We start from the raw sequence: 24,322 nt of genomic DNA, 5'->3' as shown, positions 1-24,322 counted from the left end.
ATGAGATATTCTGCAAAAAGCTATAAAAAAACACTTGTTTTCTCGCTTATGCTCTTGCTGCTTCTTACCGGCAGCAGGCAGGAAAGTGCTGCACAACAAGGATTTCCCGTACATTTTTTCGATAGCCTGAAATTTCGCAATGTAGGGCCCAACCGCGGAGGGCGGTCCTTAGCTATCGCCGGAAGTCCACAACGACGTAACGAGTATTATTTCGGTGCAACCGGAGGCGGCTTGTGGAAAACTGCCGACGGAGGCGAAACATGGAAACCGGTAACGGATGGGCAGATAAAATCGTCGTCCGTTGGGGCGGTTGCGGTTGCTGTCAGCAACCCGGATATCGTGTATATCGGAATGGGTGAATCAGAGTTCCGCGGTAATATTATGCAGGGTGATGGCGTGTATAAGTCGACGGACGCGGGTAAAACCTGGCAGCATATGGGGCTTACCGAGACACAAACCATTGCCCGGATTCGTATACACCCAGCCAATCCGGACGTTGTTTATGCTGCCGCCTTAGGCCATCCTTTTGACAAGGATGAAAATCGCGGGGTTTATAAAAGTGTGGATGGGGGAAAATCGTGGAAGAAGATTTTATATAAAGGCGATCAAGCCGGAGCGCAGGATTTAATACTGGACCCGAAAGATCCAAATACGCTCTATGCTTCGCTTTGGGAAGTTTACCGCACTCCTTGGAAAATGTGGGGGGGCGGGGGTGCTTCTGGCTTTTACAAATCTACCGATGGGGGCGAAACTTGGGAGGAGCTAACGCATAAGCCGGGTATGCCCGAAGGTCCTATCGGAAAAATCGGCGTAACGGTTTCGCCAGTGAATAATCAACGGGTTTGGGCCATTGTGGAGGCCTATGAGGGGGGCGTTTTCCGTTCGGATGATGGCGGAAAGAGCTGGGAAAAAACCAATGGCGATCGAAAGCTACGGCAACGTGCTTTTTATTATACCCGTATTTATGCAGATCCAAAGGATGTCGATGGTGTTTATGTGTTAAATGTGGGCTTCTTTAAGTCGCTAGATGGTGGGAAAAAATTTGATAAGACAATCACTGTGCCGCATGGGGACAATCATGACTTATGGATCGATCCGAATGATCCGTTACGTATGGCGCAGGCTAATGATGGTGGCGGTACTATCTCTGTTAACGGCGGGGAGACCTGGACAGACGAAGATTTTCCAACGGCTCAGCTTTATCATATCATTGCGACCAATGACTTTCCTTATCATGTTGCGGGCGCGCAGCAGGACAACTCGACTATTGCCGTGCCGAGTGAAGATTGGGAGCATATGGTGTCGCGAACGAACTCTATTCAGGACGGAATGGGCTATGCTTATGAAGTGGGAGGCGGTGAAAGCGGTTATATTGCACAAGATCCGTTAAACCCGGATATTTTCTACGCGGGCAGTTATTCGAACACTTTAACGCGAATTAACCGCCGTACGGGAGAACGTCGGAGAGTAGAACCCTATCCGCGCTATTTTATGGGCGAGGCGGCTAAGACCCTGCCTGAACGGGTACATTGGACTTTTCCGATTGTCTTTTCGCCGGTTAACAAGAAGCGACTCTATGTTACCTCGCAACACGTTTGGGTAACGGAAAATGAAGGACAAAGCTGGAAGAAAATCAGTCCGGATTTGACGCTGGCAGATACAAGTACCTTGGGGGAAAGTGGCGGGGTGATCACTAAGGACATGAGCGGGCCGGAACTTTACGGTACGGTGTATACCTTGGCTCCTTCGTTTCAGGATGGAAACGTTCTATGGGCCGGATCGGACGATGGCTTGGTCCATATCACCCGGAATCATGGCGGCGAATGGCAAAATATTACACCTAAGGATATGCCTAAATATACGAGAGTGAGTATGATCGAGGCTTCGCATTTTAACGACGGCACTGCTTATGTAGCTGGTAAGCTCTACCAATTGGGTGACCGCCGGCCTTATATTTGGAGGACCACCGACTACGGAAAAAGCTGGACAAAAATTGTGACGGGTATCCCCGGCGACGATTTTGTTCATGTGGTAAGAGAGGATATCACTAGGCCCGGTTTGCTATATGCAGGTACGGAGCATGGTTTATATGTTTCTTTTGACGATGGCGACCATTGGAGTAGCTTACAGCTCAATTTGCCGGATACGCAGGTGCCGGATATCGCTGTAACTGAGAAGGATCTGGCTATTGCTACGCACGGTCGTTCCATGTATATCCTGGACGATATTGCACCTATACGTGAATTTCAGGATGAACTATTGAACAAGCCTGTACATTTGTTTAAACCTTATTATGCCGTGCGCCGTGTACAACAGGCAACTTTTCAATATTACTTGCAGCAAGACGTTGATTCGCTGTCCTTGGACGTGCTGGATAGTAAAGGGGCTCTTGTTCAGCATTTCGTGGGTTCGAGCGATACGACCGCTAAAAGCAAGCTTTCTGCCAAGGCAGGTTTGAATACCTTTAGCTGGGACTTGAGGCATCCGGGCGCGACGCTCTTCAAAGGGATTATCTTGTGGGCCGCAAGACCGCAAATGGGGCCGATGGCCTTGCCGGGAACTTATACCGTACGCTTGACTGTGGGCGATCAAATCCAAGAGCAAATGTTTGAGGTGCGGCTAGACCCAAGGTTGACAGACATCACAGAAGCGGATATCCAAAAGCAATTTGAGCTGGCTATGCAGATACGCAATGAGGTAAGCAAGGCGAACCAAGCGGTTATCGATATCCGTGCCATCAAGGATAAAATAAAAAAGCAAAGCAATGAGAAAAGATACGCTACGACGGTAGAAGAATTATCACGGATAGAATCAACTATCTATCAGGTGAAGAATCAAAGTAATCAAGATCCCTTGAACTTTCCTATTAAACTCAACAATAAACTGGCATCCTTGCAAGGAATCGTAGAAAGTGGGGAGGCACGGCCAACGGATGACAGTTACGTTGTTTTTGAAGAGCTCAAAACCGAGCTGGGACAACTACTGAATGCTTTGGATGAAATCAAAGCGAATCGCGGTATAAAAAAACTTTTAATGCAATAACAAAGGAGGATGTCTTCTATAAAGCGCTGAATTTTATCATTTCAGGCGAAGACATCCTTTTATTCAACCCTTTAATCTGTTTACCCTTCATTCAAATCTATATTAAACCATGGGAAAAGACGTCGTATTAGTTATCGGGGCAAACGGCCAAGTGGGCTCGGCCTTAATACCACGACTCATTGAAATTTATGGAAATTATGCTGTTATCGCATCCGATATCCGGCCGAATATTGACAACTTGTCGTGCCGTTTTTTGCTGTTAGACGCCACGGATCCAAAAAGGGTATATGAAGCTGTCAACCACTATAATGTGACGATCGTTTATCATCTGGCTGCTGTTCTTTCGGCAAATGCGGAAAGAAGCCCGGTGGCGGGGTGGGATCTCAATATACGAACGGTGTTAAATGTGTTAGAAGTAGCAAAGACCAGGAGGTTGGCGAAAGTGTTTATTCCAAGCTCTATCGCTGTTTTTGGCCCCAGTACTGCACAGCAAGAAGCGCAGCAATTCAGCTACCTAGACCCGACTACAGTTTATGGAATTAGCAAGGTGGCGACCGAAAACTGGATATTTTACTATAATAGAAAACATCAGCTTGATGTCCGATCCATCCGGTATCCGGGTGTTATTGGCAGTGAGACGATTCCAAGTGGAGGCACTACGGATTATGCGGTAGAGATGTTCTACAAGGGGTTGGCAAATGATGTTTATACATGCTATCTGAAAGCAGACACCGCGTTACCTATGATCTACATGGAGGATGCGATACGGGCAACAATCGAGTTGATGGATGCACCAAAAAAAGACTTAAATATTCAGAGCTCCTATAACGTAGAAGGTATAAGTTTTACTCCTTCTGAGCTCGCACAGGCCATAAAAAGTCACATACCGAAGCTTAAGGTTTATTATGAACCCGATTTTCGGCAACATATAGCTCAATCTTGGCCTTGTGCTATCAACGATCAATATGCAGCAGCCGACTGGAATTGGAAACCGAACTTCGACTTATTCAATACCGTAAAGCGCATGATTGAAAAAGTGATACTTGAGCTGGAAAAAAAGACAAATTAAAAAGCTAATGGTGTGTGTGTACTTGATTTCTTTTAAAACAAAGGTACTGTTGAGTGTCCCGATGTTGTCTAAACGGCTTAATTTGTATTTTACGAAATCATGGTAGGCATCTAAACTGTCAATGTTAATCTTGAGCAAAAAGTCGACGCTTCCCGCCATATGATAACACTCTTGTATCTCCTCGAAACCTAAAATCTCACGCTCGAACATCTCTATGTAAGCTTCATTATGGTAACGCATCGATACTTGACACAATGCAGTAATCGGCTTATTCAGTAGTTTTTTATCCAAAATGGCAACATATTGCTTTATATACTTAAGATTTTCCAACCGTCGTATACGTTCATATACGGGTGAGATTGTTAAATGCAATATATTAGCCAACTCTTTTGTAGTAATTTTGGCATTTTCCTGTAGTTTTTTTAAAATGATTTTATCGATGTCATCTAATTCTTCCATAATTGGCTATAGTAAGAACAACGTTTGTTTGTTTGGCATCTACGGTTAAGTCTTTATTGGTAAATTTACTGAATTTTAACCATTTTTTTAATGCATTATGATATTTTTTTTATTAATTTTAAGAAAAACGTGAAATATATAGTATAATAAAAATAGATTCATGGTGAAATTGCCTAAAGGAAAACTTCTTAACCGAAAAATACATAACTGGGGCTCAGTTATTATCGGCTTACCCTTGTTTGTTTTGCTAGTTACTGGGATTTTATTGCTTTTAAAGAAGGATATTTCGTGGATTCAACCGCAAACGAAGCAGGGGCGTAGTACTGTTCCGTCTATAAGCTTCGCTGAGTTGCTCACTTCGCTTCAACAGATTGAACAATTGCATGTGAAATCTTGGGAAGATATTGCTCGTATTGATATACAGCCGGAGAAGGGGATTGCAAAGGTGAGTACGCAAAATTCGTATGAAGCGCAGGTTGATTTGGAAAATGCTGCGGTTTTGCAAGTCGCTTACCGACGTTCTGACTTGATTGAATCGATCCATGATGGCACTTTTTTTCATAAAAAGGCGAAGTACTTCTATAGTATGCCGGTAGCGGTCACCCTGTTGCTCTCTTTGGTAACGGGTATTATTTTGTTTGTCCAGCCCTATATGGTAAAAAAGAAGCGAAGGGCAAAACAAAGGGGTTTAATTCGGTGAGGAAAACCGTTTTACTTCGATTTTTTTCTCTTGGGCCTTCAGCACGAACAGCGGTCCGGGGTTCAGTTTGCTGGCCACCACCCTGAGCGGCTGTACCGGTGTTTCGACTATTACATAACGTGGCAAACTGCGCTCGGCGACGCGGATTTCGTAATCACCCGGCGGAAGAAATAACACATAATTGCCTTCGGCATCGGTAACGGTTTCCGTTACCTGGCCGCGCTCGTTGGTGGCTTCGATGGTTAAGCCAGCGAGCGTCTTGTCGATCTCGCGGCTTAACCGTTCGTTGTATTGATATTGGACGTGGCCATTAACAGTGCCGGAACGTTGTAAAGGGACGGCGTACTTCAGCTGCTTGCTGTTTAACTGCAAGACGGATTCATCAGCATGCCAGCCGCCCTGTGCCGGCACGCTGATTTTATACGTGCCATGGGGCACGTGGCTATACTTTACCGTTCCGTCGCTTGCGGTTACGAACGCGGTTTGGCCAACTAAGAGCATGATATTACCGGCGGGACTGTCGCCTTCATCGTAAATGCCGTTGTGGTTGTGGTCATAATAAACCGTAAGCTCAATATTACCTTCTTTTGGACGGTTCGGTCCGCGGCTATCGGGTAAGGCCATTTGTATTCCCAATTGCACATTGACGTTAGCTATACGCCCGGCATAGGGCGTGTTGTACTGGTAGTACTGGCCCGTAAACAGGAAAGCTGCTTTTTTGGTGAAGGCATAACGTAGTCGGCCACTAGCTGTCCGGTTCTCGCCCGAAAAGCTGTCTTTATAATAGCTTAGACTAATTTCTGCCTGGGCTTTTTTGCGTAAAAAATAGCGTTGTGCCGAAGCCGAAGCACCTATGCGGTAGGGGTGTTCGCGTCCGAAATACAGATTGTTTGCTGCTTCCATCAACGACATGTTTCCTCTTTGTGCATTGATATTGGCATTGAACCAAGCGTAGCTATAGGAAAGGCTGGCCCGTAGCTGTGTGCGAGAACCTCCGGCGAGCGATGGGCGGAATTGCCCAAGCCCCGATTCCAACAGCAAATAGCCTTGTTGTTTATAGTCGCTGCTGCGCCAGTTGATGGTGGTATTCAAACGATAGGAGTTGAGACGCATTCCGTCGTCATCGGCGGTGGCGCCGAATGTATAGGAGCCGCGCTCGTATTCATGAAGGGGCACAAACGATAAGCTCAGTGAAGTTGTTAAAGGAAAAAGCAGGCCCGCTTCGGCGCGCGACACCAAAAAATAGCTGCGGTATTCGCGTTGATTTTCGAGGTATTTCGGTGCATACTCATTCAGGCTATATTGCATCCATAAATTTGTCCGCTTAATAGAGCGGCTAATGCGTTGGTTTAACTGCAATACACCTCGGCGGGCGCCGGGATAGTAGCCGGTACTGTAAAAGTTATTGCTGGTGAGGGTGTAAGAAGGACGAATGAATTGCAGTTGCAAGCCGGCCGCCATGGCGGGAAAAAAGGTTGCACCACCCGCTGCGGAAGTGTCGAGCTGGCGAGTGGCCGCAGGGGCGATATCGGCAACCAACCGCAAGCTGTCGCTCGAAGATTTAAGTAGGTCAACCGTATGCATATATAAAAAGCTCTCCCGGTTTTCGATGGGCTTGCGCTCATAAATGGCGGTGCCGGTATAGTTCCTTTTCTCTGGCTGCCCTATGCTACCTGTGGTTTTCAGATAAGCGGTGAAGCCATCGGCATAGCCCGCTGAGCCGCTGTTGCCCAGCAGATCAAAGGAGTGATCTACAAGCCCTCCCTCGAAGCTTCGGTTATGTAAAGAGTCGTTGAAGTGCACCTTGACGCCCCGCCCGTTTACAAAGGTCTCGAGGCTTTCGGAAATGTTTCCGGCCGTTACATCGATCTGCTTTGAGCCATAGCGTATCCAGGTGTTATATAGGACAGGCCGGCCATCCAAACCGCCCCATTGGTACGCGTCGGCATTGAAATCCAGCGATCCATTGCCCAGTGCATAGCTCCCGCGGCCATTAAGCTGCCACCATTGTTGATCGGATAGCGGGTTACGCACCTGCAGCGACACGCTGTTGCGCGGTTGATATCCGCGGTTCACGCTCGCTGTGGTAGGATCCATATACCGCCTGTTGGCGGCGGCGTTCTGGACGTTCACTGCGGTGTTGCCGAACAGCTCGTTGTTGGCGTAGAGGCCGGTCACGTTAACGGTGAAATGGCCCAGCTCCATCATCGAGCGGTCGACGACATAGCCGAATACCACGGTGGTATCGACGGCAGCCTGCAAATCGACGTCGCGACTCGTGAAAAGCCTACCTCGTTGCGGGTCAGGAATGGATGCAACAAGTTTAATGCGCTCGTGGGTATTGCCGGCATTGCGCACCGCGACCCGAACTAGCAGTGAGTCTCCTGCATGCCTGATCAGTTCGGTTGGCTTGGTTGCTTGTAGCCAGACCGCTCGTTTCGGCAGGATGGTAAGCCTTGTGTCGGCTTGTTGTAATCGTCTTCCGGTACTGTCTATCCATTGCAGGGAAATCGGATAGGTGCCCGCCCTGGCGCTCGCTGAAACATGGACTTTTAAAGGTAAGAATTGTTTGCTTTTGGCAGCTAAATGTACCGTGGGCGTGGCTGTGCCAAGTAGCTTCAGTTCCGGAGGCGAGGTGATTTTTAGCCATCCCCGACTGGGTTCTTCCGTATGGTTGTACAGGGCCACGGTTGTACTGACGATTTCGGTATTTGTGCCATTTAATACGGAGTCTACCGTCAAAACATGAGGCGCTAGCGTTTCATGTTTTTCCTGCGCTTCACTATAGGTCGGATCCAAGCATAGGACGAGCAGACCCGCTAAGGAAATCGGACAAAAAACGAACCGTATGTCTAAGGGTATATTCACGAATAGGGTACATTACAACATCACCGTGGCATCAACTGATAGATGATGGTGGTAGTATAGACGCCTTGCACGGCATTTAGCAACCTATTGTCGTTGCCGTCTATACGGTACACGATATCAAAAAGACGCGCTGAACTGTGGCCGCTGTTGGCTCCAAAGAGTGACTGATTAGAGACAGACAAGGGGATTTCCTGATAAGCGCCACCGGACGGAGCTAAACTGCCGGGCTGCAGACGTAGCTTGATCGCGCCAACGGGGATGCTGGCCTGGCCACCGGTGGTTTGTGTCAGCTCTGGACCAATGGTACGGGCCGTAATGGCGTAGGCGGTGCTGGAATTCACCCGCAGTCCATCATCGTTAACCAAAGAAATCCCTTCGGTATAATGCCTGGGACTGCCCAACTCCAACGTGCAGTTGCGTGCGTTGCCAAGTACTTCAAGACTAAACTCGGTCACCGTGGGGCCACCAGACAGCGTTTGGTTCACCTGAATATAATACATGGCGTCCTGATATCCCAGTATAGTGCCGTCTGCCCGATATAGTGTAAACGTGAGCGGCACTGCATAGACAATCATTTGGTACGCTTCGCTGTTTCGCATACGGTTGAGGTAATCGCCCCCCTCAATATCGACGGCGAAATAGAGGTGAAACTGCATGTGGCTATGGTACTGACTTCGATGGGAAATAGCCGCATTCGATTTTGGGATGAGCGGGGTCTCAGCGGCTGCGTTTAGCGGAATATTGGCCATGCTCGCGCCGATAGCCGCCAGCGTTGGATGGTTTCCGTCGTCGTGCGTAAAACGGAAGCGGATCTTTTCGGCTGGAAAAGACTGTCCCGATACATTATTGCCCGATATGGGACGGATCGGTCCATTTAATCGAGCTTTGATGCCCCAATGGTGCTCTTCAATAAATGTACCGTCATACTGAATGTGAAATTGATGACTGCCCTCAGGACTGATGTATCCGCTATAGTCGGTAATATTGAAATAACCCGCACTGTACACGTTAAACCGAAGCTGTGCTCCAACTACGAAGGGTAACGCAGAAACAAATAATAGGATGAGCGTAAAACGATTAGCTTTCACCATGGCCAAATTCAAGCTCCGCGATTTTTACGATGTCGGCATCGCCATAATTGATGATGGCTGTGGCGATATAGCGTGACGGCCGGAGGTCTGCTGGCAAGCTGATAGCTTGCAACCTGCGATCGCCGGGTAAGGTGTAGAATAATCTGTCAGGCAACTCGATTTTAGTTCCTGTTGACTGATCGAGTAGTTCAATATTGAGATTCCCGTCGGCCCAAGTAGTACCGGTATTGTCGAAAGCGAGTACCAGTTCAGGCGTTTCCGACTTTTTATAGTAGAAGTTGGTGATTTCAATGTCAGGGTGCGGCGTCCCGGGTAGGCGCTGATACAGCTTGATGCCGGTGCGCACGGCCGTACGGATATTTGCACCGTTTTGGTCTTTACCATCCCGCGGGTTGAGCTGTGTAATATAGAGGATTGCCGTGTGTACAGGCACGCTGTCGCGGTGTGTTGCGGGCATTGCCATCCGTATGTCAAGTGTCTTGCTTTCGCCGGGTGCCAAGGAGAAATAAGCCTCGGATACCGAGATCCATGCGGCACAGGAAGTAGGTAGTTTGCCTGCGTCGTACATTAAATTTTCCCCGGATTCGCTATATGCCCAATCGTCAAATGAAATACCCATTTCCATGGTGTAGTCCTTACTCGGATTGGACACCACCAATTGCTCTACATGGCTTTGGCCGGGGCCAATTTCGAAATAGAGGCGGGGTGAATCGATGGAGACGCCTACCTGGGCCTGCGCCGGTATCCAATGAGCGGCCAGTATGCTCCATACAATAAGGGATTTACGATAAATAGTTGCTAATGTTTTCATAGGTGGTTCTTTTTTCTGGAAGTGTCTACTTCAAAAGGTCGTGAAGAACCTTTATGGCACAGTTATGCCTGTTGCTGATCACGATCGATCAAGAAGACCTTGTTCGGTACGGTCGGCGGACTGAGCCTGTTTAAGTGGGCTCAACCCGCTGACTGGCTTGGGGGAGGTAAATTAATCTGTTACCAGTGTATAGGTTACTTCGACAGTAAATCTCGTCAGGTCGCGACCTGCGGCATTTACGTATTCGTCGTTTCCGGCTGCTTGGTATACCAGTCCATATGATTGACCAACCACGCTTTTATCACCATGAAGGAGTTCGGCACCGTTTCCGTTAGCCATGCTGCTTACGCTCCGTGCCGGATTACCTACAATACCGACAGTGACCCGCTCGCCACTAATGCTTCCGGCACCTGAGCCGGCTCTTTTTTGTAAATCGGAGGTATTCGTTTTTGCATATAACCTAAATCCGCCGCCGATGTTCGTAATGGAAAGACCGTTGTCAATGGTTTGGGAAACACCGTTTTTGTAGTCTTCAGCGGTCTTGTATTCCAGGTCGACCGCCGTGTGGTTCACCGTTAAGCTCCGTACGGGTTTTAATATTACGTTGAGGTTTACCTTAGTTTCCGAATCCTGCGCTTGCGCTGCAATTGCAGTAGCAAATGCGAAGACGGTCAAAACGAGTTTTTTGATTTTTTTTTGCATAATTTGGATCATGACTTTGTAATTAAAAATGTAATAGCTAACTTAGTATCAGATAACGATTAATCTGATGGTGCAAAGGTAGGTAGGGCTACCTGGTTAGTGAATACTAAAAACTGCACTTTACTTCTGCATTTCTGCATAGGTAGCACTCTTACATTTTAGTGACATTCTGTTTTTCAATCTGTTTCACTTTGCGGAATTCACTAGGTCGCCTTCCCGCGTTTTTATAGAAAAAGTCACTAAAGTTGTGTTCGCCGCTGAATCCGAGCGATGCCGAAATTTCCTTCATGTTGTGATCGGTGTAAGCTAGTAGCTGTCTGGCTTTCTGTGTGATGCAGCTTGTGATTACATTCTTTGCGTGCACGCCTAACTCTTTCATGGTGGCTTGGTTTAATCTGCGTGCGGTAACATTCAGCTGTGCAGCGTAGAACTGTACGGATTTTTGGGTAGCGTAGTGCATATTGACAAGCGCTTTATAGTGGGTTACCAGGGTGCTATCGCGATTTGCTTCGTAGTTGGCGCTTACTACGTTATAGTATAAACTGCCGATGATAAGAACCTGTTCAAGCAGGTTGTGCGCTAGATCCATGCTCAGCATGTTTCTTGTGAGGCCGCTAATTGCCAGGTCGAATAGGCGTATAAACACTTGGCTATACAGCACGCCGTCATCTGACAAAGTCATATAATAGACATTCGTATGGTCGTTGAATAGGGGAGTCTGCTGGAGGAAATGCATTAATCGCGTCGACCGTGCAAAGAACTTGGCACCGAATAGCAGTATATGTGCATCGGGCACAGCGCTGCGGTCAAACTGCGAAGAGCGTCCGGCACCGAGAAACAGAATGGCATGGGGTGGAAGCTCAATCTTCTGGTTCCCTACATAATGTGTCAGTCCCATAGGCCCGGCGAGAATAATCATATAAGCTTCCTTGATGGAAGCGCTGTACATGTCAGGCAGGTATTGTTCTAGATCTGCCATGCTGTAAATTCCGAAATTCACCATATTGACAATATTAAATCAACATCCAGCGATCGGCTTCACGAATTTATCCGTTGCCTTTAGTGGCGGATAAACGTAGATGTAATGCCAAAGACGCTAATGCATACGTACAATCAAAAATCCTAAACGATTGTTTATTTCTGAGAACTTATATTATCATAAATAAACCGATAATAAGTAAAGTTGGATGCAGGCAGGTAACGTTGCCGGTCGATTTTTGTTCTATTTGTAACAAGTATAATGCAAAGTGTTTATTCAAACAAATTTGTTTAACTGATTTTTGCATGAAAACTAAAGACCGGCAGGCTGCATGTACAGCACTTCTCCAGTGATTTAAATCCAGCATGTGCTTTAAATAATTTTGGTAAAAGGTCTTATACATAACGAGTGCGATTATTTTGCATAAATTAGACAATAAATTTCTGAAAGCAATGTCATAATTGCTTATAAATAGTAGATCACTGATCCTTTATTGGCCGGAGCAGGCGTGGCCCGCGTGCTATTCTGAGGGGAAAAATCACCATGTTCGGGGAAATCCTTGAAAAGCATAGAAAGGGGTCTGAGGTTCAGGTTAGACATATTTCTGTTCGGATTAGTTGTTTGACAAAGCGGGCTATGCCGTGTATGCTCAACAAAGATAATACAAAATTGAAAACCAAACAAATATGTTTGGTTGCTTTTTTGAAATTATGCGGTGATTAGTGTGTGAAATGTATGAGGAGTTAGAGAATTTTAAGGTCAATTTGGGGAAACGGATAAAGGCACTCCGCGAAGAACGCAAGCTCACGCAGCCCGAGTTAGGCGCCCTCATTGACAAGGACTATCAAGTTCTTGGTCGGATTGAAAATGGCAGGGTAAATCCCTCATCGTTCATTGTGTACCAGATATCGCTGGCATTGAAGGTCACCATGAATGACATCTTCGACTTTTCGAAGCTGCAGAAGTAAGCCATCGACACAATTGCGTGGTGCAGGAAACAACTTTTGTTCGGCATCCTGCAGAACAGGGCAGCGTTAACGTGCGGCTGGTCCTGTATAGGGTTGCTTTTGACTAGCCGGATGCACGACTGTCCCCACAGATGGGAGGCTAAAATTTGGTCTGAACGATTTATAGCGATGTTTTTTCCTTCACATAAAGTCAATATAACCGTAATATTTATTTATTAGTTTTGTATAACCTGCGAAACAAATAACTATGCGCTACAGCTTTGCCTTTCTGATACTTATATGTTCTTGTAGTAACGATAATAGATCTATTAAAGTAAAGGGCTCGGATACGGAGGTGAATTTGGCGGTGACGCTTGCTGAACATTTTTATGAAACCAGTCCGACGTTCAGCGTAGCGATTTCGGGCGGTGGATCGGGCTTGGGAATCGCTTCTTTATTAAACGGACAAGCAGACATTGCCAACTCGTCGCGCGACCTGAATGCGGAGGAAGACAGCCTATTCAAAGCCAGAAAGATAAAATTGCATACGGTTGTTTTTGCCGAAGATGCAACGGCCTTTATCGTTCATAGGAATTTCCCACTGGATACAATTGATATACCGAGCTTGGCCAAGATCCTGAGCGGCGCATATAGGTCATGGAAGCCCCTAACGGGCGTCGACATGCCTATTAATATTTATGGGAGGCAGAGTAATTCGGGAACACATGCGTTTGTGCAGGGAAAGCTGGGTGTTCAGTTCAGCAGAAATGCAAAGGAAATGAACGGAAATGCCCAGATTATGGAAGGGGTTAAGATGGATCGGTCGGGCATCGGTTATGTTGGCGCCGGATACATTGCGCATGGGGGTAAAGAGCAAGATGTAAAGGTTCTCTATATCCGCGATCTGAAAAAAGGTGAAGCGGTTTCGCCGCTGGACGAACAGGCCATTATGGAAAGGCGTTATGCTTTTCAACGCCCCTTGTATCAATTTATCCCGAGCACCTCCTGGGAAAAGGTCAAGACCTTTATCGATTTTGAAAAAAGTGCAAAAGGCCAGGCAATTATCAAAGCGTCAGGCTATTACATTACCCGATAAACTTCCGACTTATGCAATTAAGTGCTAAAGAAAAAATAGATCTCACTGCCAAATGGCTCTTTCAGGCAACGGGAATTCTGATTATTGCGATCCTCGGCGGTATATTTTTTATGCTGCTATGGAACACCATCGCTTTTCTGATCCAGGTAAAGCCCCTGGACTTTATAACCGGTACGCAGTGGAATCCCTCGGGCAGCCCCGCCACCTATGGCATCTTGCCCTTATTGGTAAGCACGTGTCTGGTGACGCTGGGTGCGATGCTGATCGCGATACCTGTTGGAATTGGTACGGCGGCTTTTCTTTCCGAGTATGCCAGTAAACATGTGCGGAATATATTGAAGCCGGCTATTGAGATGTTGGCGGCTGTTCCGTCGGTAGCCATTGGCTTTTTAGGGATCGTTGTGCTGAGTCCGCAGTTGGGCGAACTGTCTAATCAGCCGAATGGCCTCAATGCATTGAACGGCGCCATACTATTGGCCATCATGGCGCTACCGACCATTATTACGGTTACCGAAGATGCCTTGCACAGTCTGCCACCGTCGTATAAGGAGGCGAGTTTTGGCTTGGGGGCAAATCGTTGGCAGACGTTATGCAAAATCACCATCCCGGCAAGCGCTCCAGGTATTTTGGCAGCGGTGATGCTTGGGGTTGGTCGGGCTTTGGGCGAGACCATGACGGTGCTGATGGCGACGGGCAACGCGTCTGCTTTCCCGAAGGGCTTTTTTCACTCGGTGCGAACCATTACCGCTACCATTGCAATTGAAATGGGAGAGGTGCCCTATCAAACTACGCATTATTACAGTTTATTCGCCATCGCGACCGTTCTGTTTCTGTTTACCTTGATTGTCAACCTGATCGGGGAATATTATGTTAATAAATTTAAAAAATACCAAGCAGCCTAAGATGAAAAAGCTGACACCAATTATCGAATGGGGCACCTTACTTTTCTGTACTGGCCTGGTTTGTTTCTTTCTGATCCTTATTATCGGCGATATTGTTGGCAAAGGTTTGTCTGTGCTGACATGGGAATTTGTGAGTACCTTGCCGAGTAAGGGCATGACGAAAGGAGGGGTTTTACCTGCTATCATCGGGACGGTGATGCTTACCTTGATAACAGCGCTTGTTGCGGCTCCTTTTGGAATAAGCTGCGCGGTTTATCTGAACGAGTATGCCCCCAACACCTGGCTCACCCGACTTATCCGGGCCTCGATCCGCAATCTCGCTGGGGTGCCTTCTATCATTTACGGTCTTTTTGGTTTAGCACTCTTTGTTCAAGGGCTTCATATGGGGACTTCACTACTGTCTGCCGGCTTTACGCTGGGTTTATTGTCGTTGCCTTATATCATTACAACCACCGAGGAGGCGCTGCGCCGCATTCCCGCAAGCACGAGGGAAGCCGCTCTTGGCGTGGGTGCTACCCAGTTTGAATCCATTCGCGACATGGTGTTGCCTACCGCGCTACCAGGCATTCTTACCGGCTTGGTGCTCACCTTATCTAGAGCGGCGGGGGAGACGGCTCCGATACTTTTCACGGGCGTCGCTTTTTACATTAATAACCCAACGGGTTATCTTAACCAGGAGTTTATGGCTTTACCTTACCATCTCTATATGTTGTCTACCCAGCATCAGGCGATCGAAGAGGTAAGGCCTTTGGCTTATGGAACAGCATTGGTGTTGATTTTAGTGGTCTTTATTTTGAACAGCACCGCCTTTTATATACGTTATAAACACAGCAGAAATGAAGGATAGTCAGATTAAACTTGCTGCCTCAGAGGTAAATCTGTGGTTCGGGTCTAAACATGTACTCAAGAACGTTCAAGTCGATTTTGAAAAAAATAAAGTAACCGCGCTTATCGGTCCGTCGGGTTGCGGAAAAAGTACGCTATTGCGTTGCTTCAATAGAATGCACGACCTGAGTCCGGATGCTCGGATAGAAGGCCGGTTTCTGTTGGACGGAAAGTCTATTTACGATGCCGATTTTCCGGTTACCCAGGTGAGAAAACGCATCGGTATGGTTTTCCAAAAGCCGAATCCCTTTCCAAAGAGCATCTATGAAAATATTAATTATGGCTTAAGGATCAATAATGTTCAAAAGGAGCAGAGAGCGCAAATCGTTGAAAATGCATTGAAAGAAAGCTTTATCTGGGAAGAAGTAAAAGACGATCTATTAAGGCCTGCTACGCGTTTATCCGGAGGGCAGCAACAAAGGCTATGCATAGCAAGGGCCGTAGCCCTGCGGCCGGAAGTGATACTGATGGACGAGCCCTGCTCTGCCCTCGACCCGATCAGCACGCTGAAAATAGAAGAACTCATCGTGAAGTTGAAGGAGTAGTACACCATTGTGATCGTTACGCACAATATGCAGCAGGCACAACGTGTTGCCGACAAAACGGTGTTTATGTACTTAGGGGAAGTAATAGAAGAAAACAAAACCTATCAGCTGTTTAATGAACCGAAGAGCGAACTTACCGCAAACTATGTGCGCGGAAAATTCGGCTGATCGTATTCATCAAGGTAATTATTGACCTTAAGGCCCATCGGGATGTTGGTGTGCCTGTAGGATGGATTGCAATTTCAAAACAGCTTGATCTGTCCATTCGGTCGGCATATCGCCTTTCAAGTAGCCAAGATCTTCGTCCATGTATAATTCTTTTCCTTCCGACCATATTTTGAAGCGTTGACCGGACGCTTCATCTTCGACAATTTTGTAATTGAACGATTGTTCCTTTTGTCCGATCGTGACCGGTATGTCTAAATATTCCTTTTCCATGCCATTTAAAAGTTACCTATCATTAGCTTTTGCATATTCGTCATCATAACAATGCTTAAGCCTAAAATGTTATATTTTTTTTACGTGCATTGCATATCGGTAGCCGAAAGTGCTTTTTGAAGGACTTCGTTTCCACCAATTAGGGAAAAATGAAAGGCACTGCTTTCTAAGGCATTGTTTTCAGCTTCTTCATGAAAGAAGCGATGGCGGGAAGCAAATCCGCGAACAGCGGGTGATTTTTATGCTTGAGCATTACTTCGGTGAATAATTTCAGTCCGATGGCAAATTCGGCAGTTTGATCCTTGTTGTTAAACAGGTCTTTTGCTTGGAGCCTTTCGATAATGGCAAAGATGTCGTCGTGGTTCTCTACCGCCAATTCAACCGGGGCTACATCCATGCTTTCACCCTTTACGTTTTTCAAATAGGTCAACGTTAATTTATACTGATGTGCTTTCTTTTCCATGAGTTTATAGCTAAGTAATAGAAGACTCAAAAATAGCTAATTTCTTTGAGCTTCGCGAAGCGGTGTAAGTGCGCAGTCGCGTTTTTTGAATTCGTAACAAGATAAACAAGTAGGAATTTTATAATAAAAATATTGTCACATATTGAAAATAGATTAACTTCTTGTGAAGTTATTAACTAAATTTGCAACATCGTCTTTTTGTAAAAGCTGTATCAATATTGACAATAATAAAAAAGCCGATAAAGAGGAGGCCGTAGGCAGTGCCATTATAAGCAAATATGGGAGAATCGAAACTTTATAACAAGACGCACGTTCTTGAGATCATGGCACTTTCGGATGTGCCTATGGCGGTTTATAGCACAGAGGAGATGATTATTGAAGCGGCCAATGATGCTATGATAAAGCTTTGGGGCAAGGATAGCAGTGTAATCGGTAAAAGCATCGATAAAGCGCTTCCTGAACTTGGCGACCAACCTTTTAAGGATATTTATTTGCAGGTACTGCGCAGCGGCGAAAGCTATACGGCTACCAATATGGCCACTGAACTGATGATGGGCGATCAACTTCAACTGTTTTATTTTGATTTTACTTATAAGGCTGTTAAAGATGGGCTGGGAAAGACCTACTGTGTATTGAACACGGCCAGTGATGTAACCCACCGCTACCTTAATGAACTTGCTCTAAAAGCGTCTGAAATCCGCGAGCAACAGTTAAATGAAGAATTAAATGTTATTAACCAGCAGCTAGCGCTTACGGTACAGGAACTGTCGACCGCCAATAGCGAATTGAGGCGGTCGAAAAGCGAAATAGAGAAGCTATATAAGATTTTACAGGAGAGCGAAGCGCAGCTGAAGTTTGCAATCGATGCGGGAAGACTGGCTACCTGGGACCTGAACCCCACGACGATGGAATTTTCCGGGAACGAGCGGTTGTACAGGTGGTTTGGACTTAGTCCGGCTGATCAATTTCCACTGAAGAGGGCAACAGAGGTGATTATCGAAAAGGATCGAGCCCGCGTACTTGCAGCAATCGAAAGAGCCCTGCAATATGAATCGGGAGGTCGCTACGATGTTATTTACACCATTGCTGTTCCGGAAAGTAATAAATTGAGAACCGCACATGCGAAAGGAAGGGCAGTTTTTGATGAGCATAAACGCGCAATTCGCTTTAGTGGCATCTTACTGGATATTTCGGAACAGGCGGAAGAGGAGATGCGCAAAAATGATTTTATTGGCATTGTAAGTCATGAGCTAAAAACGCCGATGACTTCAATAAAAGGCTATCTTCAAATTCTGGAAAGAGAGGCGCGTAAGGCCGAAAATCACTTTGCAACACGAATTTTAACGAATACCGATAAGGTCGTGAACAAATTGGTGGCTATGATTAATAGTTTCTTAGATGTCTCTCGTTTGGAAGCGGGAAAATTACACCTCAATAAGGAGGTCTTTGATGTCTTCGATTTAGTACGGGAAACCACAGAGGACAATCTCTTACTATTTACGGGCCGTCAGATCCACTTGAACGAATGTGGTGGCGTGAAGGTCTTTGCCGATAAAGACAAGATCAGGAATGTGATAATTAATTTTTTGAGCAATGCGGCCAAGTATTCACCGGCCGATACCAGCATTGACGTTTCATGCGAAGAGCAGGATGGCTGGGCACGTATCATTGTCAGTGATCAAGGAAAAGGAATCGAAGCCAAAGATCTTGGACGTATTTTTGAACGCTATTACAGGGTAGACGAGGATAAAGCGGTGTCTGGCTTTGGGATCGGACTTTATCTCAGTGCCGAAATTATTAAATTACACGAGGGAAAGATAGGTGTCAAGAGCGAACCAAAAAAAGGAAGCTCTTTTTGGTTCGCTTTGCCGGCTGTGACCGACTAATTAGTGGTATTCAATAAATAAAGTCCGGATTTAGTACTAGAAAGCTACCGCTGATCGTTCGGTTTTGATGATCGGCTCTTCCATGTAACGTGATACATAGCGGCGCTTTGTGCTTATTAAACGCGGTAACACGGCAGTGAAAAAACGCGTTTTCGCCATTTGCACATTTTCGCGCTTTTCTGATGACAACCGGAATATCTTCGGCACTGATCATTTCCAGCCAGTTTTTGGGTTCAATAAAGACTAGATTATGTCTGGAAAAGCCCAAAATGGCGAGCAGCTTGCTGTCCAAGCGCAACGTATTGTCTGCATAATCCCACGTATATGAGCCCATGCATATCCGGCGCAAAGAAGTACTGTCTTGCTTACGGTGCCAGGTTCCCTTTAGCCATTGTTTGAATGGTGGCAACCACCCCCTTTGCCACGGGAGCGTTGTGTCGATAGCATTCATGATACAATTATTAAAAGTTTAACCTCTGCACTAAGCTACTTGGCTAATACACTTCTCTGGCTGCGCTTCCATCGAAACTAAGGATGGCATCGTTACCGAAGATCCCGTGTAGTATACCCGCATATCGGTTCTGATCGTGCACACATTATAACAAAACTTAGCGAGCGCTGCTATCTGTTCACGCGTCTGGTCAATAATAGTGGGGTGATAACAGTCGGGCCGGATACAAATGCCATGATAATAAGAGGTGCCTGATTTGTATAATAAGGCATAGCCTATGATTTTTTCGGGTTCATATTGTGACCGAATGGTGTAGGGCGCTTTAGCGAGCCATAGCAGTCGCTGAGTGAAACCGCGGCCTCTTTCTCCATTAAGACTTAAATCCTGTAAGAAGTTGCCAAATACGATCGCTTCCTGCGAAAGTTGGAAAATCTCCTCGCATTCTTTCATAGCAAGCCTCTTAAGCAGAATGGCTGTTTTTTTTCTGTTTTTCATAGATAGACTTTAAAAAAATATATGTAGATGATGTATTACTGTTCCGATTTGCGAGGCCCGGTAGAAGGTGGCCTCGAATGAATCCGACGGTTTGTACTATGCAAGGAGCATGCCATTATACGCGAAATTTCCCAAAAAAATCACATTTTTCTATTTTGTGAAAACAGCGACGAAGGAGTAAGGTTTTAGGTTTAGGGCTTAAAGTGAAAGGCGGTAAGGTGGAGCTAAGGTGGAAGGTTTAAGGCGTAGGGTTTAAGGTGGAAGTGGGGTGGAAGGTTTAAGGTGCATACCAAAACGAGCTGGGCTCGTGTATGAACATCGCTAGCCCAAGCCTGCGCGGATTGGTAGCTGTTGGAGTCGATGAAGCCCGGAAGCATCTTCGATACCAACAGCCCTTCTGTTCAGTTATGATGTGTTTAATTTAATGCCATATGTCTTATGGCGCTTATTGTATTTTCTGTTTCCGTTCCGCCATTCAGTTCACCGTCTACTACGAGATAACCGAGGCCGTTTCTGTAGCAATAATCTTCTGCTTCGTCCCAATTGCGCGCTAAAATATTAGGGCCGGTAAAAAATTGCAGTTCCTGTGTGTCCGGATTGATGGCTTGGAGATGGGTTGTAAAAGCTTTCATAAACTTATGCTCTTTAGACGTGCAATATGCCTACTTAAAGGTTGATGTGAGGTTGATTAAAATTATAAACTTGATTAATGCAATCGTTGTTTTTATGTTGCAAATATAGAGAAAATCTGAGCAAAATGACACGAAGAATGTTGTCTTTTTGTAATAATCTTCTCTTTTTGTTTTTGAGGGAAATGCATTGCCTTTGGCTCGCGTAATTTCGGTCGGAGAGGAGTATCCGCCCGCATCGTTAATTACTGAAAATAGTACTTTGCTTCTAATGCCGGAAATGCTATCGGCAACTAAGGCTGCGTTGTTCTTGGATTTACTCATTAGGATTAATATGGTTTAAAGGATAACAAGTTTGTATCCGAAAAGTTCATTCGCCGGTTCGAAAGCTTGTTCGGCGAAGCCGTAAATATCCGGACACGAGGTTGGACTGCTTTTTTAAAATGCTTATATTTAGCCTGTTTACTTATCCGGTCGGAAATGACGTAGCGGTTAATTATTCAATTAGAAAACGGGATAGACCTATAAATCTAAAAACAATGATGCAGAAATCAGCCTTTTTATTATTACTCCTGTCTATTAGCCTGCTTGGATGGATAGGAGAGGTACATGCTCAGCCTTTTATGAACAGAAAGAATACAGAGGTTAATGTCGCCAAGCCGAATATCTTGATCATTATGGCCGACGATTTAGACAGTCGACAGCTTAGCTGTTATGGTGGGCAGAATATCCAAACGCAAAACATCGATCAGTTGGCCCGTGAGGGTCTTAAATTTAACCAGATAATAGCGTCGGAAGCCATGTGCGTTCCAACCAGAGCGTCACTTTTTACGGGTCTTTATCCCGCAAGACATGGCGCTTATCAAAATCACAAAGCGGTCTATAATAACTTGAAAAGTGTGGTGCACGATCTGAACGATTTAGGCTACCGGGTGGCGCTGAGCGGCAAAGATCATGTTACAAAGCCCGAAGCTGTTTTTCCTTTTCGCATCTTGCCCGGACTTGAGCCGAACTGTGTAGCAAGCACTGATCACTATTTTCTTGATAGTATTGCGGCATTTATCAACAACCGGGAAAGCCCCTACTGTCTATTCTTGATGAGTATCAATCCGCATGCACCTTGGACGGTAGGCAATCCCTCCGAGTTTGATCCCGAAAAATTGAGGCTTCCGTCGCATTGGGTCGACACAGATACTACGAGGAAGCAGTTTGCGAAATATTTGGCGGAGGTAAGACGATTGGACGATCAAGTTGGCGATATTATGCAGATGCTTGTGCGGAGCGGACAGGCGGATAATACTATTGTAATCTTCCTGGGAGAGCAGGGGCCACAATTTCCGGGCGGCAAATGGACTTTGTGGGACAATGGGCAGAAAAGCTCGATGATTGTCAGGTGGCCGGGGAAGGCAAAACCGCAAGCGGAAACTAACGCACTTGTACAGTATGAGGACATCGCACCAACGCTGATAAGTATTGCAGGCGGCAAAGCGCGCGAGGATATGGACGGACGTAGCTTTGTGTCGGTTATTGAAGGCAAAAAGAAGCAGCATCGCGCCTACGCTTATGGCATTCATAACAATTTTCCAGAAGGGCCAGCATATCCAATTCGAAGTATTAGGAACGGCGATTTCAAGCTGATTTTAAATTTACAGGCAGACAGTGCTTATTACATAAAGTATATGATGAACCCAAAGGATAATAGAAGTGTCTATGCTTCTTGGCTGGAGAAGGCGCAGTCGGATACGCTGGCGAAAAAGCTGGCAAACCGTATCGCTCTGAGACCTGCGGTGGAGTTCTATGATTTGAAAAATGACCCTGAGGAGCTGAATAATTTGGCTGATGAGTCGGCGTACAAGGACAGGATCGGCAACATGAGCAAGGAATTAAGGGCTTGGATGAGGCGACAAGGCGACCGAGGGATCGCAATGGACGTGCCTTTTGACAGAAAGTAAGCGCGGCTTTTTAGCCGCGCTCTGCTTCCGTTACCCTATTTCCTACCCCGTTTAAGTAAGAGTACTAAATAAGCGGCTACAGCTGCAGCTGCGACCGCCTTTTTTATGACTCCGCGTTGGTTGTATTTCCATTCCGCTTTATAGCCCTTCTCGGCAAGGATATTAGGGACGTGGCCCCTGCGCAGATCTTCGATCAGTCCTTCTACCATGTCGATCCGATCGGCCAGGATTAATGGCAGCCAATGCCGATACCGGTTTTCGCTGTACCTGAAGGCAAATCGCCTAATAGCTCCACTTAATCCTTTCGGTGGTAAAGTATTGCCGAATACGGCACTTACGTTTGGCCTTTCATTTGAATGCAGCACTTCTACGTCGATAGGCTGTAAGGACGGTCGCTCCCATCGGCTTTGAGCATGGTCGTCGCCTGTGTACTTCTTAATGGGATAAGTCGGCTCATTCTCTGGATCGATGTCGATGCCCCAACCTTTTATATGCGAATAATCTTTCGTCTCTTCCATATTACATAGTTGCTTTTGGTGGTATGAGTACTGTTTTAATGCAGTCGTCTAGCTTCGCTGAAAACATTCGGTAAGCGTCGGATATTTCTTCGAGCGGTAAACGGTGCGTAATGATTCCTTTTGGATCTAATCGTCCCGCAAGTACGTGATCTATCAGCTTGGGCAACACGCGCTTTACGGAGGCTTGGTTAGCGCGGATGGTGATCCCTTTGTTGACGACATTCCCGATCGGTACGAGATTATCTGTTGGCCCGTATACGCCTACAATAGATACAATGCCCCCTTTTTTTACGGCGTTGATAGCCCAATGCAGCGCGGTGGCTGAGCCGGCCTGGAGTAGTGTTTTACGGCCCGTAATGGTTTGCAGGGCATTGCCCGCCGCATCACCGCCGACCGCGTCGATACATACATCTGCACCGAACCAATCAGTCGTCTTTTTGATGAAAAGAACCGGATCTTCCATTGAACGGAAGTTATAGGCCTCACATTGGGCGTAGCTCTTAACGAATTCGAGTCGGTATTCGAGATGATCAATCACTATGACGCGACCGGCCCCAAATAGCCATGCGCATTTAGCCGCCATAATGCCGATAGGCCCGGCTCCGAAGATGACTACGGTATCGCCTTTTTTGATGCCACCCATTTCCGCTGCCTGATAGGCCGTCGGAACCACGTCTGCCAGTAATACGGCATCGTCGGGATCCATTTCCGGCGGAATCCGTGTCGGTCCGACATTGGCGTAGGGTACACGTACGTATTCTGCTTGTCCGCCATCAAAACCGCCGGCGGTATGGGAATAACCAAAAATGCCGCCCACTGCAGTTGCTTCCGGATTCGACTCGTGGCAATTGCCGTACAATTCCTGTTTACAAAATGCACATTTCCCGCAGGCGATATTGAACGGTACAAGCACCTGATCGCCCACCTGTATTTCGGTGACTTCCGGCCCTACTTCCTCTACAATACCGATGAATTCATGACCGAACGTACTGCCAACCCGGGTGTCGGGCACTAAGCCATGGTAGAGATGTAAGTCGGAACCGCAAATGCACGAGCGGGTAACGCGAATAATCGCATCCTCTGGATGTAGAATCTCTGGATAAGGCTTCTCATCTATCCGGACCCTGAAGGGCCCGCGGTAATTCATTGCTAACATATAATAGGTGTTAAATAATAAATTTCAGCTTATAGGACTTAACAGCAAAAGAAAAACGAGGTTTTTTTTAGCTCATAAATCCGTATTTATACGGGTTGGGTATAAATACGGGAGGGCGCGGGATGCCGTCTGATATGTTAAATAAATTGCGTAACGAAACAAACATCTTCATAAATTCGCTGTTATAAAAATTAAAACCAAAAAGTGCTTCTCACTATCGATCAACGGAAGAGAAGAA

General features: G+C 46.3%; 22 protein-coding genes and 1 pseudogene. 10 read left to right on the top strand and 13 right to left on the bottom strand.

From position 1 onward, the window contains the following. A complete protein-coding gene (locus tag EPX21_RS20805) occupies positions 1–3,042 on the top strand; it encodes a hypothetical protein (protein ID WP_206106121.1) in 3,042 nt (1,013 codons plus the stop codon). 109 nt (positions 3,043–3,151) lie between these two features. Further along, positions 3,152–4,111, top strand: a complete 960-nt coding sequence (locus EPX21_RS20800) for an NAD-dependent epimerase/dehydratase family protein (RefSeq protein ID WP_134091585.1) — start codon at positions 3,152–3,154, stop codon at positions 4,109–4,111. Here EPX21_RS20800 and EPX21_RS20795 read toward each other — a convergent pair. Then, positions 4,046–4,570 carry an Lrp/AsnC family transcriptional regulator gene (locus EPX21_RS20795; protein WP_134091584.1) on the bottom strand — a complete coding sequence of 175 codons (525 nt, stop codon included), beginning with the start codon at positions 4,568–4,570 and terminating at the stop codon, positions 4,046–4,048. The two genes, EPX21_RS20800 and EPX21_RS20795, sit on opposite strands and share 66 nt — an antisense overlap. 160 nt (positions 4,571–4,730) lie before the next feature. Between EPX21_RS20795 and EPX21_RS20790 the strand changes: the two genes are divergently transcribed. Further along, positions 4,731–5,270 carry a PepSY domain-containing protein gene (locus tag EPX21_RS20790; protein WP_134091583.1) on the top strand — a complete coding sequence of 180 codons (540 nt, stop codon included), beginning with the start codon at positions 4,731–4,733 and terminating at the stop codon, positions 5,268–5,270. Here EPX21_RS20790 and EPX21_RS20785 read toward each other — a convergent pair. From EPX21_RS20785 to EPX21_RS20765, 5 genes are all read right to left on the bottom strand, one after another. Beyond that, positions 5,259–8,138 (bottom strand): carboxypeptidase-like regulatory domain-containing protein, encoded by a 2,880-nt coding sequence (locus tag EPX21_RS20785; RefSeq protein ID WP_134091582.1) that lies wholly within the window; start codon positions 8,136–8,138, stop codon positions 5,259–5,261. The two genes, EPX21_RS20790 and EPX21_RS20785, sit on opposite strands and share 12 nt — an antisense overlap. Positions 8,139–8,158: 20 nt before the next feature. Beyond that, complete coding sequence (locus EPX21_RS20780) at positions 8,159–9,229, bottom strand: hypothetical protein (protein ID WP_134091581.1); 1,071 nt, start codon at positions 9,227–9,229, stop codon at positions 8,159–8,161. Next, positions 9,216–10,040: a molecular chaperone gene (locus EPX21_RS20775; protein ID WP_134091580.1), complete on the bottom strand. Its 825-nt coding sequence runs from the start codon at positions 10,038–10,040 to the stop codon at positions 9,216–9,218. Before EPX21_RS20775 ends, EPX21_RS20780 begins: the two co-directional genes overlap by 14 nt. A gap of 171 nt (positions 10,041–10,211) precedes the next feature. After that, positions 10,212–10,742: a hypothetical protein gene (locus tag EPX21_RS20770; protein WP_134091579.1), complete on the bottom strand. Its 531-nt coding sequence runs from the start codon at positions 10,740–10,742 to the stop codon at positions 10,212–10,214. Between the two features lie 151 nt (positions 10,743–10,893). Next, on the bottom strand, positions 10,894–11,745 hold the full coding sequence (locus EPX21_RS20765; protein ID WP_134091578.1) for a helix-turn-helix domain-containing protein: 852 nt from the start codon (positions 11,743–11,745) through the stop codon (positions 10,894–10,896). Positions 11,746–12,452: 707 nt separating this feature from the next. On the opposite strand from EPX21_RS20765, the gene EPX21_RS20760 reads away from it, so the two are divergent. From EPX21_RS20760 to pstB, 5 genes and pseudogenes are all read left to right on the top strand, one after another. After that, the gene (locus tag EPX21_RS20760; RefSeq protein WP_134091577.1) at positions 12,453–12,689 is read left to right on the top strand and encodes a helix-turn-helix transcriptional regulator; all 237 of its coding nucleotides are present in this window, start codon (positions 12,453–12,455) and stop codon (positions 12,687–12,689) included. A 247-nt stretch (positions 12,690–12,936) separates the two neighbouring features. Continuing rightward, positions 12,937–13,764 (top strand): substrate-binding domain-containing protein, encoded by an 828-nt coding sequence (locus EPX21_RS20755; protein WP_134091576.1) that lies wholly within the window; start codon positions 12,937–12,939, stop codon positions 13,762–13,764. An 11-nt stretch (positions 13,765–13,775) separates the two neighbouring features. Then, positions 13,776–14,666 carry a phosphate ABC transporter permease subunit PstC gene (gene pstC, locus EPX21_RS20750; RefSeq protein ID WP_134091575.1) on the top strand — a complete coding sequence of 297 codons (891 nt, stop codon included), beginning with the start codon at positions 13,776–13,778 and terminating at the stop codon, positions 14,664–14,666. Between the two features lies 1 nt (position 14,667). After that, positions 14,668–15,513: a phosphate ABC transporter permease PstA gene (gene pstA, locus EPX21_RS20745; protein ID WP_134091574.1), complete on the top strand. Its 846-nt coding sequence runs from the start codon at positions 14,668–14,670 to the stop codon at positions 15,511–15,513. Beyond that, positions 15,503–16,264, top strand: a pseudogene (pstB, locus tag EPX21_RS20740) (phosphate ABC transporter ATP-binding protein PstB). The gene pstA and the pseudogene pstB overlap by 11 nt, the downstream one beginning before the upstream one ends. 27 nt (positions 16,265–16,291) lie before the next feature. Here the strand turns inward: pstB and EPX21_RS20735 are convergent. Both EPX21_RS20735 and EPX21_RS20730 read right to left on the bottom strand, forming a co-directional pair. Next, positions 16,292–16,534, bottom strand: coding sequence for a hypothetical protein (locus tag EPX21_RS20735; RefSeq protein WP_134091573.1), 243 nt, complete (start codon positions 16,532–16,534; stop codon positions 16,292–16,294). A gap of 166 nt (positions 16,535–16,700) precedes the next feature. Next, positions 16,701–16,997, bottom strand: coding sequence for a DUF3861 domain-containing protein (locus EPX21_RS20730; RefSeq protein WP_134091572.1), 297 nt, complete (start codon positions 16,995–16,997; stop codon positions 16,701–16,703). A gap of 278 nt (positions 16,998–17,275) precedes the next feature. Between EPX21_RS20730 and EPX21_RS20725 the strand changes: the two genes are divergently transcribed. Then, entirely contained in the window at positions 17,276–18,883 is a 1,608-nt protein-coding gene (locus EPX21_RS20725; RefSeq protein ID WP_134091571.1) for a HAMP domain-containing sensor histidine kinase, read from the top strand. A 10-nt stretch (positions 18,884–18,893) separates the two neighbouring features. Here the strand turns inward: EPX21_RS20725 and EPX21_RS20720 are convergent, their stop codons facing one another. From EPX21_RS20720 to EPX21_RS20710, 3 genes are all read right to left on the bottom strand, one after another. Continuing rightward, on the bottom strand, positions 18,894–19,334 hold the full coding sequence (locus EPX21_RS20720; protein ID WP_134091570.1) for a hypothetical protein: 441 nt from the start codon (positions 19,332–19,334) through the stop codon (positions 18,894–18,896). Between the two features lie 30 nt (positions 19,335–19,364). Continuing rightward, a complete protein-coding gene (locus EPX21_RS20715; protein ID WP_134091569.1) occupies positions 19,365–19,829 on the bottom strand; it encodes a hypothetical protein in 465 nt (154 codons plus the stop codon). 416 nt (positions 19,830–20,245) lie between these two features. Beyond that, positions 20,246–20,461 (bottom strand): hypothetical protein, encoded by a 216-nt coding sequence (locus tag EPX21_RS20710; RefSeq protein ID WP_134091568.1) that lies wholly within the window; start codon positions 20,459–20,461, stop codon positions 20,246–20,248. A gap of 536 nt (positions 20,462–20,997) precedes the next feature. Here EPX21_RS20710 and EPX21_RS20705 point away from each other — a divergent pair. Then, positions 20,998–22,410: a sulfatase gene (locus EPX21_RS20705; protein WP_206106120.1), complete on the top strand. Its 1,413-nt coding sequence runs from the start codon at positions 20,998–21,000 to the stop codon at positions 22,408–22,410. Positions 22,411–22,445: 35 nt separating this feature from the next. Here EPX21_RS20705 and EPX21_RS20700 read toward each other — a convergent pair whose 3' ends face one another. Continuing rightward, positions 22,446–22,928 carry a hypothetical protein gene (locus EPX21_RS20700; protein WP_134091567.1) on the bottom strand — a complete coding sequence of 161 codons (483 nt, stop codon included), beginning with the start codon at positions 22,926–22,928 and terminating at the stop codon, positions 22,446–22,448. A 1-nt stretch (position 22,929) separates the two neighbouring features. Beyond that, entirely contained in the window at positions 22,930–24,084 is a 1,155-nt protein-coding gene (locus EPX21_RS20695) for a zinc-dependent alcohol dehydrogenase (RefSeq protein WP_134091566.1), read from the bottom strand. Between the last annotated feature and the right edge of the window lie 238 nt (positions 24,085–24,322).

This window comes from Olivibacter sp. XZL3 (genome assembly GCF_004368405.1).
Taxonomy (GTDB): domain Bacteria; phylum Bacteroidota; class Bacteroidia; order Sphingobacteriales; family Sphingobacteriaceae; genus Olivibacter.
Note: the sequence above shows the minus strand (reverse complement) of the source record. Positions and strands in the feature narration are given on the sequence as shown.